Annotated in this window: 13 protein-coding genes; 10 read left to right on the forward strand and 3 right to left on the reverse strand. The window is 67.2% G+C overall.

Annotated elements, in window-relative coordinates:
* On the forward strand, positions 1 to 212 hold a 212-nt coding region (locus J0F76_RS11435), incomplete at its 5' end, for a PhzF family phenazine biosynthesis protein (RefSeq protein WP_207469513.1).
* Between the two features lie 83 nt (positions 213 to 295).
* On the opposite strand, the gene J0F76_RS11440 is transcribed toward J0F76_RS11435, so the two are convergent.
* Complete coding sequence (locus J0F76_RS11440) at positions 296 to 1,666, reverse strand: transposase (RefSeq protein ID WP_207469594.1); 1,371 nt, start codon at positions 1,664 to 1,666, stop codon at positions 296 to 298.
* 160 nt (positions 1,667 to 1,826) lie between these two features.
* Complete coding sequence (locus J0F76_RS11445; RefSeq protein ID WP_341351587.1) at positions 1,827 to 2,510, reverse strand: GntR family transcriptional regulator; 684 nt, start codon at positions 2,508 to 2,510, stop codon at positions 1,827 to 1,829.
* 208 nt (positions 2,511 to 2,718) lie between these two features.
* On the opposite strand from J0F76_RS11445, the gene J0F76_RS11450 reads away from it, so the two are divergent.
* The 9 genes from J0F76_RS11450 (at position 2,719) to otnC (ending at position 12,964) form a co-directional block, all read left to right on the forward strand.
* A complete protein-coding gene (locus J0F76_RS11450; RefSeq protein WP_242690155.1) occupies positions 2,719 to 3,657 on the forward strand; it encodes a sugar phosphate isomerase/epimerase family protein in 939 nt (312 codons plus the stop codon).
* Positions 3,654 to 5,363: a dihydroxyacetone kinase family protein gene (locus tag J0F76_RS11455; RefSeq protein ID WP_207469515.1), complete on the forward strand. Its 1,710-nt coding sequence runs from the start codon at positions 3,654 to 3,656 to the stop codon at positions 5,361 to 5,363. The genes J0F76_RS11450 and J0F76_RS11455 overlap by 4 nt, the downstream gene beginning before the upstream one ends.
* A 138-nt stretch (positions 5,364 to 5,501) precedes the next feature.
* Positions 5,502 to 6,548, forward strand: a complete 1,047-nt coding sequence (locus J0F76_RS11460; RefSeq protein ID WP_242690156.1) for a 4-hydroxythreonine-4-phosphate dehydrogenase PdxA — start codon at positions 5,502 to 5,504, stop codon at positions 6,546 to 6,548.
* Between the two features lie 52 nt (positions 6,549 to 6,600).
* The gene (locus tag J0F76_RS11465) at positions 6,601 to 7,593 is read left to right on the forward strand and encodes a tripartite tricarboxylate transporter substrate binding protein (RefSeq protein ID WP_207469519.1); all 993 of its coding nucleotides are present in this window, start codon (positions 6,601 to 6,603) and stop codon (positions 7,591 to 7,593) included.
* 64 nt (positions 7,594 to 7,657) lie between these two features.
* Positions 7,658 to 8,170: a tripartite tricarboxylate transporter TctB family protein gene (locus J0F76_RS11470; RefSeq protein WP_207469521.1), complete on the forward strand. Its 513-nt coding sequence runs from the start codon at positions 7,658 to 7,660 to the stop codon at positions 8,168 to 8,170.
* 12 nt (positions 8,171 to 8,182) lie between these two features.
* Positions 8,183 to 9,688: a tripartite tricarboxylate transporter permease gene (locus tag J0F76_RS11475; protein ID WP_207469530.1), complete on the forward strand. Its 1,506-nt coding sequence runs from the start codon at positions 8,183 to 8,185 to the stop codon at positions 9,686 to 9,688.
* Between the two features lie 9 nt (positions 9,689 to 9,697).
* Positions 9,698 to 11,080, forward strand: a complete 1,383-nt coding sequence (locus J0F76_RS11480; protein WP_207469531.1) for an NAD(P)H-dependent oxidoreductase — start codon at positions 9,698 to 9,700, stop codon at positions 11,078 to 11,080.
* Between the two features lies 1 nt (position 11,081).
* Positions 11,082 to 12,320 carry a 3-oxo-tetronate kinase gene (gene otnK / locus J0F76_RS11485; RefSeq protein ID WP_207469533.1) on the forward strand — a complete coding sequence of 413 codons (1,239 nt, stop codon included), beginning with the start codon at positions 11,082 to 11,084 and terminating at the stop codon, positions 12,318 to 12,320.
* Complete coding sequence (gene otnC / locus J0F76_RS11490; protein ID WP_207469536.1) at positions 12,317 to 12,964, forward strand: 3-oxo-tetronate 4-phosphate decarboxylase; 648 nt, start codon at positions 12,317 to 12,319, stop codon at positions 12,962 to 12,964. The genes otnK and otnC overlap by 4 nt, the downstream gene beginning before the upstream one ends.
* On the opposite strand, the gene J0F76_RS11495 is transcribed toward otnC, so the two are convergent.
* The gene (locus J0F76_RS11495; RefSeq protein ID WP_207469538.1) at positions 12,961 to 13,719 is read right to left on the reverse strand and encodes an IclR family transcriptional regulator domain-containing protein; all 759 of its coding nucleotides are present in this window, start codon (positions 13,717 to 13,719) and stop codon (positions 12,961 to 12,963) included. The genes otnC and J0F76_RS11495 overlap by 4 nt on opposite strands.
* Between the last annotated feature and the right edge of the window lie 47 nt (positions 13,720 to 13,766).

The following is a 13,766-nucleotide window of genomic DNA, read 5'->3' on the forward strand; positions in this document are numbered from 1 at the left end:
TGAACGAAGATCCGGTTTGCGGCAGCGGAAATGGCTCAGTTGCAGCCTATCGCCTTTCCCGAGGGCAGATCACGGATGCATCTAACTATATCGCCACCCAAGGCCGATGCGTGGGACGCTCCGGACAGGTTCACATCACAGCCAAGGCGGGGCGCATCTATGTGGGCGGGCAAGCAGTCACGACCGTGGATGGCAAGCTGACGTTCGCCTGAACGTCAGCTTCGTCCGGATGGTGTTGAAGAAGTCGGTGTTTAATGGGCCGTCGTAGGCGCTCAAAACGGCAGGGTTTGCCGTTTCATGCGGCCCTTGGTGGCATCGGCACCAACTTCGCCAGTTTTCTCAGGTTCTGGACGGTCGCAGCCAGGAGGAATTCGTCCTTCGCGCCATTTGGTCCACGTAGCCGCAATCGGTCCAGCCGCATGATACGCTTGAGGTGGGCGAAGAGCATTTCAACCTTCTTCCTGGCGTAGCTGGAGGTCACATAGGCATCCGTCTTCGCCAGTTCCCGGGCATAGTCCCGGGCATCCTCGTGCTTATGCCGGGCGATCTTGCGAGCGGTGACAGTCGGAGTGCATCTCGGTTTCAGGGCACAAGCCGAACAATCATGCTTGCTGGCATAGTATCTGGTCGAGCCATCCTTGCAGACTCCTGTTCGTGGCTGACGCATCTCGCGCCAGTATTTCTTCAGCTTCTTGCCGCCCGGGCAGGTGTATTCGTTGGCTTCGCGATCAAAGGTGAAGGCCGTAGCCGGGAAGGCACCGTCATTGCGCTCTGTCTTGTCGAAAACCGGAATATGAGGGTCGATATCCTGCTCATCCACCAGCCAGCCCAGCATCTCCCCCGACCCATAAGCGGTATCGGCGACCAGCGTGTCCGGGTGCAGGCCAAAGACCTCCTCGGTGCGCACGAGCATCTCGCGCACCGAGCCGACCTCAGCCTGCCGCACCGGCGCGGTTGCCTCAACATCAACGATGATCGCGTGATCCAGATCGACCAGGTAGTTGGTGCTGTATGCAAAGAAAGGGCGGTCTCCATTTGCTCCGGTGAAACGGGCGGCCGGATCACTGGGGGACAGGGTCTTCGGTTGCACCGAGGTTGCGCCGCCGAAGGCCGCATCATCAAGGGTGTCGAGGTATTCCTGCGTGGCGCGACTGACGGTGTCGCCGGCCGACCAGTCCTCAGCCTGCACCTTGCTGTAGCGGCTCGCATCGGCCTTGATCAGCGAAGCATCCGCCCCGAACAGTTGGCCACCGACAAGCCCCTCGGCGATGCAGCGCGCCAGCACGGCTTCAAAGACCTGCCGGAGCAAATCGCAATCGCGGAACCGACCATGACGGTTCTTCGAGAAGGTCGAGTGATCCGGAACCAGATCTGTCAAATCAAGGCGACAGAACCAGCGATAGGCCAGGTTCAACCGAACCTCTTCGCACAGCCGGCGCTCGGAGCGGATCCCGTAGCAATAGCCAATCAGCAGCATCCGGATCATCAACTCGGGATCCACCGAGGGCCTGCCAGTCGAACTATAAGAGGAAGCAAGCGTCGACCGCACATTTGACAGATCGACGAAGCGATCAATCGAGCGCAGCAGGTGATCCGGCGGCACCATCGCTTCAAGCGAGAAGTCGTAGAAAAGCTGTCCTTGCGCGATCTGCCGTGGCCCCATCATCGCCGTCATCTCCAAGCTTTCTTAAAGTGAATCAGCTGGGAAGCTTTGCGGCAACTGCGTTTTTCAACAGAATCTCCGCAGAGCTGCCTTTCCAAACTTGGCTTGCCAGACCAAGGGTGAACCCGCGACAGACTGGGAACCATTCGGCAGGTGGCGCGCGCTAGGGTTGAAGATCGTCCTTGACCCGCTCCCAAGCCAGCGTCAGGTGGCGGCCCAGGATCGCCGACAGGCGGTCGGGGTCGCGGGCTTCCAGGGCCGCCATCATCTCCTCGTGCTCGGCGACGGCATTGGCCCATTTCTCGGGGCCCTCGTGGCCGATGAAGCGGATGCGCTTCAGGCGCGTCTGCAACATGCCGTGGACGTCCGACAGCGCCGCGTTGCCCGCCAGCGCCACGATGCCCGAATGGATCGCCTGGTTCAGCTTGTAGTATTGCAGCCGGTCGCCGGACCGATAGCAGGCCAGCATCTCGTCGTGCAGGTCGCGGATATGACCGATGTCCTGGTTGGTGGCGACCTGGCAGGCCCGGGTTCCGGCGAACTGTTCCAGGGTGCGGATCACCTCGATCATGTCCAGCACCTCCTTGGCGCCGAACGACTTGACCACCGCGCCCCGGCTGGGGACCAGTTCCACCAGGCCCTCGCTGGCCAGGTACTTGATCGCCTCGCGCAGGGGGGTGCGCGACACGCCAAGCTGCGCGCCGATCTGCCCCTCGTTGATGCGGGTGCCGGGCGGCAGGTGCCCCTCGATGATCATGTCGCGCAGGCGCGTGACGATGGCGTCGTGCAGCGACTGCCGTTCGATCCGGGTCGATGGAACCGGACTGGGTTGGGGAATGACCGCCACCACGAGTGCCTCCCTGGCTGTCGCCTATCGGTATGCGGCAAGACGACGCGAGTCAATCATGCGCGCTAAATTCTGTATACAGTATTCTTGAACCTTCGTCATCCCTCATGCTAGCGTCCGGCCGTGGAGGAGTGATTCGGAAGTCGCGGCCGGAGGGGCTGCGTCTTTTTGCCCGCATCAGCTTTCCCGGAACGAAGGAGGCGTTGCGTTGACCTTACCCTGGACCGCCGAGACCTGGCCCATTGCCGCGGCCATGATCCCCTTTCCGGGGCGCCTGCCGGATGGCAGCCCCGTGCAGGACGCAGCACCCGAGGTCTGGGCCGAAAGCCTGACGGACGTGGCCGATGCGGGTTTCGACTGCGTGGACCCGACCGACAGCTGGCTGCGCGTGGCCGACCTGGACCCCGCCCGCCGGGCCGAGTTCGTGGCGATCTGCCGCGACCTGGGCCTGTCGGTCCCGGCGATCTCGACTTCCCGGCGCAGCGTGATCGACCCCCAGCATGGCGACGACTACCTGGCCTACAGCCACCGCGTGATCGACACCGCCGCCGAACTGGGCGCGGGCTATGTGAGCTTCGGCTTCTTCGGCCCCTTCAGCCCGGCGCAGCAGAAGGCGCTGTGGTTCTGGACCGAGCAGGGCGTGAAGAACCCCGACGACGCCGCGACCTACAAGCTGGCCGTCGACCGGATTCGCGACCTTGCCCGCCATGCCGCCGACCTGAACATCCAGATCGCGCTGGAGATGTACGAGGACACCTATGTCGGCACCGCGCGCGATGCCGTGCGCTTCGTCACAGACGTGGACCATCCCTCCGTCAAGCTGAACATCGACATCGGCAACCTGATCCGCCTGCACCGCCCCGTGGAACACTGGTCCGAGATGATCGACCTGTGCATCCCCTTCGCGGGCTACTGGCACGTCAAGAACTACTACCGGATCGAGGACCCCTCGGGCCTGGTCATGTCGCATCCGGCGCCGCTGATGGGCGGGACGATCAACTGGCGCCATGCGATCCGCAAGGCGATCGAGGCAGGCTTTGACAGTCCCTTCCTTGTCGAACATTACGGCGGCGACGGTCTGGGCATCTGCGCCGAGAACCGCGACTACATCAGACGCATCCTGAGGGGGAGGACGATCCGCACATGACACAGGTTTTTGACGCGCCCGACGAATTTGCCGAGACCGCATTGCAGGGCTTCTGCGCCGCCAATGCCGACCGCGTCCGCGCCGTCGCCCATGGCGCCGTGCGCGCCGCGCCGGGCGCGCGTGGCAAGGTGGCGCTGCTGGTGGGCGGCGGGTCGGGCCATTACCCGGCCTTCCTGGGCTATGTGGGCACCGGGTTCGCCGATGCGGCGGTGGCCGGGGACGTCTTCGCCTCGCCCTCGACCGCGTGGATCTATCGCGTGGCCCGCGCCGCGAACCGAGGTGGCGGGGTGATCCTGGGCTTTGGCAACTATGCGGGCGACGTGCTGAACTTCGGTTCCGCCGCCGAACAGCTGCGGGCCGAGGGGATCGACGCGCGCATCCTGGCCGTGACCGACGACGTCGCCAGCGCCAAGGCCGACGAACGCACCAAGCGCCGGGGCGTGGCGGGCGACCTGCCGGTCTTCAAGATCGTGGGAGCGGCGGCCGAGGCCGGGCTGGACATGGACGCGGTGATGACTGTCGCCGCCAAGGTGAACGGGGCCACGGTGTCCTTCGGCGTGGCCTTCGACGGCTGCACGCTGCCGGGGCAGGGCACGCCGCTGTTCACGGTGGACAAGGGCCAGGTCGGCATGGGCCTGGGCATCCACGGCGAGCCGGGCATCAGCACCAAGCCGATGATGCCCGCCGTTGAACTGGCGCGGACCCTGCTGGAGCCGCTGCTGGCCGAACGCCCGGCGGGCCACGACGGCCGCGTGGCCGTGATCCTGAACGGCCTGGGCCGCACGAAATACGAGGAACTGTTCGTCCTGTGGCACCACCTGACCGGGATGCTGGCCGATGCCGGGCTGACCGTCGTGGAACCCGAGGTGGGCGAGTTCGTCACCAGCTTGGACATGGCGGGCTGTTCGCTGACCCTCACCTGGCTGGACGACGAGCTTGAGGGCTACTGGCGCGCGCCCGCCGACGCCCCCGCCTTCCGCAAGGGCACCGTCGCGCGCCCTCTGAATGCGGAAGCGGCTGAAACCGAGATCGAGGCCGAGGCCGAGATCGCGCCGGGCAGCCCTGAATCGCAGGAAGCCGGGCGCCGCGTGGCCGCGCTGATCGGCCATGTCGCCAATGCCTTGGCCGATGCCGAGGAGGAACTGGGCCGCATCGACGCCCAGGCCGGGGATGGTGACCACGGGCAGGGCATGGCGCGCGGCTCCGCCGCTGCCGCCGCCGCTGCCGGCAAGGCCGTGCAGGCCGGGGCCGGCGCGGGAACCGTGCTGTCGCTGGCGGGCGATGCCTGGGCGGATCGCGCGGGTGGAACCTCGGGGGCGTTGTGGGGTGTGGCGCTGCGGGCCTGGGGACAGGCGCTTGGCGACGGCGAAAAGCCCTCGGCCGCAACTGTCGCGCGGGGCGCGCGGGCCGCCCATGACGCCATTGTCCGGCTTGGCGGGGCAAAGGTGGGCGACAAGACCCTGGTGGATTCGCTGGTGCCCTTTGTCGAGGTGTTGAACGAACAGGTTGCGGCGGGTGAAAGCCTGGGCGTGGCCTGGGCCGCCGCCGCCGCCCGCTCGACCGAGGCTGCGGATGCCACCGCGCAACTGACCCCGAAGCTTGGCCGTGCGCGCCCGCTGGCGGAACGCAGCTTGGGCCATCCGGACGCGGGGGCGATCTCGCTGGCCCTGTGCGCCCGCGTCGTAGGTGCGAACCTTTCGGAATAAACCCTTACCGGCGGGCGCGTTGGGCGCCCGCCTGTCCAAACCGGCAACCGCATCACCCGCAAAAAATCTGGATCTGATGCTTAATGCTGTATACAGAATGTTACATAGAGGACGGAGAATCGGGAAATGCGCATAGCCTTGGCAATCGGTGACGCCGGTGGCGTCGGCCCGGAACTTGCGGCGAAGCTGCTGGCTGACCCGGCCCTGAAGGATCAGGACGTGGTCGTCGTCGGCGATGCCAGCGTGCTGAAGATGGGCGCGTCCCACGCGGGCGTGACGCTGGACCTGCCGGTGGTTTCCGCGGATCAGGTCGGAAGCCTGCCTTCGGGTCACGTCCTGGTCGATCTGGGCAATATCCCGGCGGATACGGTAACGCTGGGCGGCTCCAGCCCGGAAACGGGTGCGGCGTCGTTGCAGAACTTTGCCGCCGTGCTGCGGCTGGCCAAGGCGGGCATTGCCGACGCGGTGATGTTCACGCCCTTCAACAAGCACTCCATGCGCCTGGCCCGCCCGGCCTATGTCGATGAGATCGGCTTCATCGACCGCGTCCTGGATACCGACCGTTCCGGCCGCGAATTCAACGTGCTGGAAGAGGTCTGGAACGCCCGCGTCACGTCGCACATCCCGCTGAGCGAGGTCGCAAGCAAGATGAGCGTCGAGCGCATCCTGGGCAGCCTGCGCCTGACGCACGAGACAATGACAGGCGCGGGCAAGCCCAACCCCCGCATCGGCGTGGCCGCGCTGAACCCCCATGCGGGCGACGGCCGCAACTTCGGGACCGAGGATGACGACATCATCGCCCCCGCCGTCGCCGCCGGCGTGGCCGAGGGCATAGACGCCAAGGGTCCGATCCCGTCCGATACCGTCTTCGTGCGCGCCGTGCGCGGCGAATTCGACGCCGTGCTGACCATGTATCACGACCAGGGCCAGATCGCGATGAAGCTGATGGGCTTCGACCGCGGCGTGACGCTGATCGCGGGCTACGGCTTCCCCATCGTCACTCCGGCCCACGGCACCGCCTTCGACATCGCGGGCAAGGGCCGCGCCGATCTGGGCGCGACGCTGCAAGCCGCCCTGCTGGGCGCGCGCCTGGCCGCGCTGAACCCCGCCCGCGACCGCCAGCCGCTGCCCGCCGACTGGGCAACCGCCGGGGTCGAGGGCGCGCAGGCCGCCATGGCCGAATAAGACCAGTTTCCGGCCCCGACCGGGGCCGGTTTTTCCCCGGAGGAGGATACTCATGACCAAGACCAAAGCCGGCCTTCTGGCCGCGACCGCGCTGATGCTGGCCGCGCCCGCGCTTGCGGAATTCGCCCCCAGCCGCCCCGTCGAATTCGTCGTCGCATCCGGCGCCGGCGGCGGCACCGACAACTTCGCCCGCACCATCCAGGCCGTGCTGACCCGCGACGAGATCGTGGAGCGTCCCATCGTCGTGCTGAACAAGGGCGGCGGATCGGGCGCCGAGGCGTTCCTGTATGCCCGCCAGAACGAAGGCGACCCGCACAAGCTGATCTTCGGCACCAACAACGTCTACCTGCTGCCGCATGTCGCCAAGCTGGCCTACACGGTCGAGGATCTGCAGCCCGTCGCCGCTCTGGCGCTGGATGAGTTCCTGGTCTGGGTCAAGGCCGATGCGCCCTACCAGAACGTCATGGATCTGGTGAACGCGGCCAAGGAAGCGCCCGGCACCATTCCCTTCGGCGGCAGCCAGTCCAAGGACACCGACGAAACCCTGGTCGCGCTGATCGAGCAGACCACCGGCGCGGACTTCAAGTACGTTCCCTTCAACGGCGGCGGAGAGGTCGGCGTGCAGCTGGCCGGCGGCCATGTCGCGGCGAACGTGAACAACCCCAACGAAAACGCGGGCCAGTGGCAGGCCGGCGCGATCCGTCCGCTCTGCGTCTTCTCGCCGCAGCGCATGGCGGAATCGGAACCCGTCAGCGGCGACATGGGCTGGCACGACATCCCGACCTGCAAGGAGCAGGGGCTGGAGATCGAAAGCTACCAGATGCCGCGCACCGTCTGGCTGCCCGCCGGGACCGAGCCCGAGGTGCTGGCCTATTACCAGGCCGCGCTGCAGAAGGTCGCCGAAAGCCAGGACTGGAAGGACTACCTTGCCAAGACCTCGCAGTCGGCATCCTTCCTGACCGGCGACGAACTGGCCAAGTTCATCGAGACCAGCGAAGCCAACGCCGTCAAGGTCTTCGAGGCCGAGGGCTGGACCGCCCAGTGAGGGCCTGACGTTTCCCGCGCCGGGCACGGGTCCGGCGCGGGACCGCGACCAAGAAGGGGGGACCATGACCGTCAAAGTCTTTCACGCCGAACTCGGCACCGCCGTCGCCACCGGGCTTTTGGGCCTTGCGGGCGTGATCGGCGCGACCGAGCTTGGCTACGGCTGGGAGGAAAGCGGCCCACAGGCGGGCTATTTCCCCTTCTATGTCGGGCTGATCCTGATCGGCGCCAGCCTGTGGAACCTGGTCGCGGCCTTTGTCCACCATCGCCAGGCCATGGCCCATGTCGCGGGCGGCGGCGATGCCGAGGAACCCTTCCTGGACCGCGAACGCGCCGGGCGTCTGGGCATTTTCCTGTCCGCGCTGCTGGCCTTTGTGGTCGTCACCCTGACCATGGGCATCTATGTGGGCTCGATCCTCTACATCACCTGGAGCGCCTGGAGGCAGGGCGGATACCGCCTGCCCCTGGCGCTTGGCGTGGGCGCGGGCTTTGCCGTCGCGCTGTATCTGATCTTCGAGGTCATCTTCAAGATTCCGCTGCTGAAGGGGCCGATCGAGCCGCTTCTGGGCATCTACTAAGGGCGCGCACCGATGGGAAACTTCGATCTTCTGATGCACGGCTTCGGCATCGCCATCACGCCGATGCACCTGATGCTGATGGTAGGCGGCGTGCTGATGGGCCTGATCGTGGGCGTGCTGCCCGGCCTGGGCGCACCCAACGGCGTGTCCCTGCTGATCCCGCTGACCTTCGCGCTGGACCCGACCTCGGCCATCATCCTGTTGTCGTCGATGTATTGGGGCGCGCTGTTCGGCGGATCGACGACCTCGATCCTGTTCAACATCCCGGGTGAGCCGTCCTCGGTCGCCACCACCTTCGACGGCTATCCCCTGGCGCGGTCGGGCCAATCGACCCGCGCGCTGACGCTCGCGTTCATGTCGGCGGGCTTTGGCGCGCTGCTGGGCGTGATCGTGATCACGCTGCTGGCAGGCTGGGCGTCGAACTTCGCGCTGAAATTCGGCGCGCCCGAGTATTTCGCCGTCTATTTCCTGGCCTTCGCCGCCTTCATCGGCATGGGCAGCGCCGCGCCCATGAAGACGCTGGTGTCGCTGGCCGCAGGTCTGCTGCTGGCATCGGTCGGCATGGACAGCGTCACCGGCTCGATCCGCCTGACCTTCGGGTTCGAGGATCTGCTGGGCGGAATCAGCTTCCTGGTGGTCGTGATCGGCCTGTTCGGCATCGGCGAGTTGCTGTCCACCGTGCAGGAAGGCCTGCGCTTCCGGGGCGTGGCGTCCAAGATCGACCTGCGCGACGTGTTCAAGACCATAGCGGAACTGCCGCGTTACTGGGCGACCTATATCCGGTCGGGCCTGATCGGCATCTGGATGGGCATCACGCCGGGCGGCCCGACCGCCGCGTCCTTCATGAGCTATGGCATTGCCCGGTCGTCGTCCCGCAAGGGCGCGCCTTTCGGCACCGGCCGCCCGGAAGGGATCGTGGCGCCGGAAACCGCCGACCACAGCGCGGGTTCCTGCGCGATGCTGCCGATGCTGGCGCTTGGGGTGCCGTCCTCGGCCACCGCCGCCGTGATGATGGGCGGGCTGATGATCTGGGGCCTGACGCCGGGGCCGATGCTGTTCCAGACCCAGCCCGACTTCGTCTGGGGCCTGATCGCCAGCATGTACGTGTCCAACATCGTGGGCGTGGTGCTGGTTCTGGCCACCGTGCCGATGTTCGCGGCCCTGCTGCGCATCCCCTTCACCATCATCGGGCCGATGATCGTGGCGATCTGCTTCGTCGGTGCCTATACCGTGTCGAACGCGACCTTCGACCTGTGGCTGGTGCTGCTGTTCGGCTTGGTGGGATACCTGTTCAGCAGGCTGGACTATCCGCTGGCGCCGCTGGTGCTGGCGATGGTTCTTGGCCACAAGGCGGAAAACGCCTTCCACCAGTCGATGGTGCTGTCGGACGGCTCGCTGGGGATCTTCTTCGCGAACCCGCTGGTCAGCAGCATCATGGTGATCGGCATCGCGCTGCTGGTCCTGCCCAAGCTGGTCTCGCTGGGATCGCGCTTCCGTCGCCGGGTTCCGGTAGAGTAAGGAAAGACCATGAACCATCATCGCTATTTCGCGGGGCTCGGCGCCCGGACGGTCGAATGCGCCATCGTCGGCACGGGCGGCTTCGGGCGCAGCTTCCTGGCGCAGGCGCGGCATGTGAAGGGCCTGAGCTGTCGCGTGGCGGTTGACCGCGATGCCGCAACTGCGGCCAAGGTGCTGGCCTCGGTCGGCGTTGCCGACATTGCCGAATGCGCCGATGCGGCTGCCGCGCGCGCAGCGTGGGACGCGGGGCAGGCCATCGCCGCCGCCGACCTGGCCGTGGTGGCGGACCTGCCCGTCGACGTGGTGCTGGAAGCCACCGGCAATCCCGAGGCGGGTGCGCGTCATGCACGTCTTGCCATTCAGGCGGGCAGGCATGTGGTGATGGTGACAAAGGAAACCGACAGCGTGGCAGGTCCGATCCTGGCGCGCATGGCGGCAGAGAAGGGCGTGGTCTGCTCGCCCATCGACGGCGACCAGCCGAGTCTGTTGATCGGGCTTGCCACCTGGGCACAAGTCTGCGGGTTGCGCATCGTGGCGGCAGGCAAGTCCAGCGAATACGACTTTGTTTACGATCCCGCGACCGACAAGATCACCAGCAACGGTGTCACCGTGGATGCACCCGGCTTCGGCGACTGGCTGGACGCGGGCGATCGTCCCTGGGCCGAGGTCATTGCTGCCCGCGCCCGTCTGGTGCCTCTGCCGCAGCGCGCCGTCCCCGACCTGTGCGAGATGGTCGTGGTTGCCAATGCGCTCGACATGGCCCCGGACCGGCCCGACTACCACGCCCCCATCGCCCGGATCACCGAACTGGCCGACCTGATGGCGCCTGTCGCCGACGGCGGGCTGCTGGAGGGGAACGGCCAGCTTGACGTCTTCAACTGCCTGCGTCTGCCGGGCGAGCCCTCCTTCGCGGGCGGCGTCTTCGTCACCGTCGCCTGCGAGGATGACGAGACCTGGGCCATGCTGCGCGACAAGGGCCATGTCGTCGCGCGCAATGGCAGGACGGCGATGATCGGCCTGCCGCGTCACCTGCTGGGGATGGAGGCCGCGACCACCGTGTTCGAGGTCGCCCTTCTGGGCGTGTCGTCCGGTGCTGAAAAGCCCCGCCCGGTGATGGATCTGACCGCCCATGCCGACGCCGACCTGCCCGCCGGGTCGCTGCTGGTGGCCGAGGGGCATCACCACACCATCGCCAATGTCTCGGGCCGGATGACGCCCGCGCGGGCGCTGTCGGACGATGCGCCGATCCCTTATTACCTGCTGTCGGGGTGCCGCCTGAAGCGGGACGTGACGGCGGGCCAGATGATCCTCTGCGGCGACGTGGAACTGGACACGGGCTCCGAACTCTATCGCCTGCGCGCCGCGCAGGACGCCGTGACGGACTGGTCCTGACATGCTGCTGGGATGCATCGGGGACGACTTCACCGGATCGTCCGACCTGGGCAACACGCTCGTCAAGGCCGGGATGCGGGTCGTCCAATACTCCGGCACGCCGATCATGCCCGCCGCCCCGGATGTCGAGGCAGGCATCGTCGCGCTGAAATCGCGCACCATGCCGGTCGCGGACGCCGTGCGCCTGTCGCTGGAGGCGCTGGACTGGCTGCGCGCCCAGGGCTGCCGGCAGTTCCTGTTCAAGTACTGCTCGACCTTCGACTCCACTCCCCAAGGCAATATCGGCCCCGTGGCCGAGGCCCTGGCGGATGCGCTGAACGCGGACCGGGTGATCTTCTGCCCGGCTTTTCCCGCGACGGGGCGGACCATCTACCAGGGACACCTGTTCGTGGGCGACCGGCTGCTGTCGGAAAGCGGGATGGAGAACCACCCCCTCACCCCCATGACCGACCCCGACCTTCGCCGCTGGCTGTCGCGCCAGACGCGCGAGGGCGTGGGCCACATTCCCGCCGCAACCGTCTGGCAGGGGCCGGATGCCGTGCGCGCCGCGCTGTCCGCGCAACCGCATCGCTTCGTCGTCACCGACGCGATCCGCGACGAGGATCTTGTCGTGCTGGGTCAGGCCGTGGCCGATCAGGCGCTGCTGACCGGCGGGTCGGGCATTGCGCTTGGCTTGCCGGCCAACTTCCGCGCCCGGGGGCTGCTGTCTGCGGAAGGTCCGCATTGGCACGGGCAGCCGGGTCCGGTCGCTGCGCTGTCCGGCTCCTGCTCTCGCGCCACGCGGGGTCAGGTCGCCCGCCACATCGCGGATGGCAATCCTGCGATGGAAATCGACCCCGAGGCGGTGATGGCTGGGACCATGACGGCGCGCCATGCGACGGATTGGGCGCTGTCGCAAGACGGTCTGCCGCTGGTCTATTCCTCGGCCGATCCGGATGACGTGCGCGCCGTGCAGCAGCGCCACGGGACCGAGGCCGTGGCTGCGCGCCTCGACTCCTTCTTCGCCGAGACCGCCCGCCTGCTGGTCGCGGGCGGCGTCACCCGTCTGATCACCGCAGGCGGCGAGACCTCGGGGGCGGTGGTCGAGGGGCTGTCCGTCGCAAGCCTGGAGATCGGCCCCGAGATCGACCCCGGCGTGCCCGCGATCCGGGCGGGCGATGCTTTGGTTCTGGCGCTGAAATCCGGCAATTTCGGCGCCGAGAATTTCTTCGCCAAGGCCGCCGAAAGGCTCGCCGGATGAGCGACGCCCGCCTTCGCGAACGGATCTGCCTGCTGGCGAAATCGCTGTTCGACCGCGGCCTGACGCATGGGTCCACCGGCAACATCAGCGCCCGAACCGAGGATGGTGGGCTGCTGGTCAGCCCCACCGGCACCAGCTTCGGGCGGCTGGACCCCGCGCGCCTGTCGCGCTTCGACCCGGCGGGCCACCATGTCGGCGGCGACAAGCCCACCAAGGAAATGCCGCTGCACAGCGCGTTCTATGACACCCGGAACCGCACGGCGGCGGTGGTGCACCTGCATTCCTGCCATTCCGTCGCCTGGTCCGTGCTGCCCGACGCCGACGCCGACGATTTCCTGCCGCCGATCACGCCCTATGCCTTCATGCAGTTGGGCCGCGTCAAGCTGCTGCCCTATTTCCGCCCCGGCGACCCGGCCATCGGCGACGCGGTGCGCGGGCTTGCGGGCAAGCGGTCGGCGGTGATGCTGGCCAACCACGGCCCGGTCGTCGCGGGCCTGGACCTGGACGCCGCCTGCAACGCCGTCGAGGAACTGGAGGCCACCGCGCGCCTTGCCCTGCTGTTGCGCGGCACCACGCCAAACATGCTGACGCCCGGACAGGTGGCCGAACTGGTGCGCATCCACGATGTCGCTTGGGACGACTAGCGCAGCACCCGCCGCAGCCCTTCCTGCACCTTCAGCAGCGGTTCCAGATACAGGTCCGCCAGATCGCCCGCATCGGCCTGCACCGCTGCCACGCCCGTGTTGATCGCGGCCACCACCTTGCCATGCACCGAATGAAGCGGCACGGCGATGGAGCGCAGTCCAAGCTCGACCTCCTGGTCGATGATGGCGTATCCGTCGCGGCGCGCGGCGTCCACGCGGCCCATGATCTCGACGGGGTCGGTCAGGCTGTGCGGCGTGCGCGGCGTCAGGTCCGAGGCCTCGATGATCGCGCGAGCCTCGTCGGCGGGCAGGGCGGCCAGCAGCACGCGGCCCATGGACGTGCAATGCGCGGGCAGGCGCGATCCGGGCATCAGGCCGATGGACATGACCCGGCGTTGCGCTGCGCGGGCCAGGTAGACGATCTCGGTCCCGTCCAGGATCGAGACCGAGGTGGACTGCCCGATCCGGTCGGACAACTGGTCCAGCCACGGTTGGACCAACTGCGCCAAAGGCATTGCTGCCAGCGCCCCCATGCCCAGCCGCAGGACACGGGCGGTCAGCGTGAAGAACTTGCCGTCGTAATCCGCATAGCCCCCGTCGTGCAGGGTCAGCAGGCAGCGCCGGGCCGTGGCGCGGTCAAGCCCCGTCACGGCAGCCACGTCGGAAATCGACATGCGGGGCTGTTCGGCGCGAAACGCTTCGAGCACCCGCAGGCCCTTGCCCAGTGATCCGAGAGTATCTGTTCTGTTCGCCATGCGCACAAGCAATGCCGCCATGCGAACAAAAGTCAAGATGCGCACGA

The sequence above is a fragment of the Paracoccus fontiphilus genome (assembly GCF_017356265.1).
Classification (GTDB): domain Bacteria; phylum Pseudomonadota; class Alphaproteobacteria; order Rhodobacterales; family Rhodobacteraceae; genus Paracoccus; species Paracoccus fontiphilus.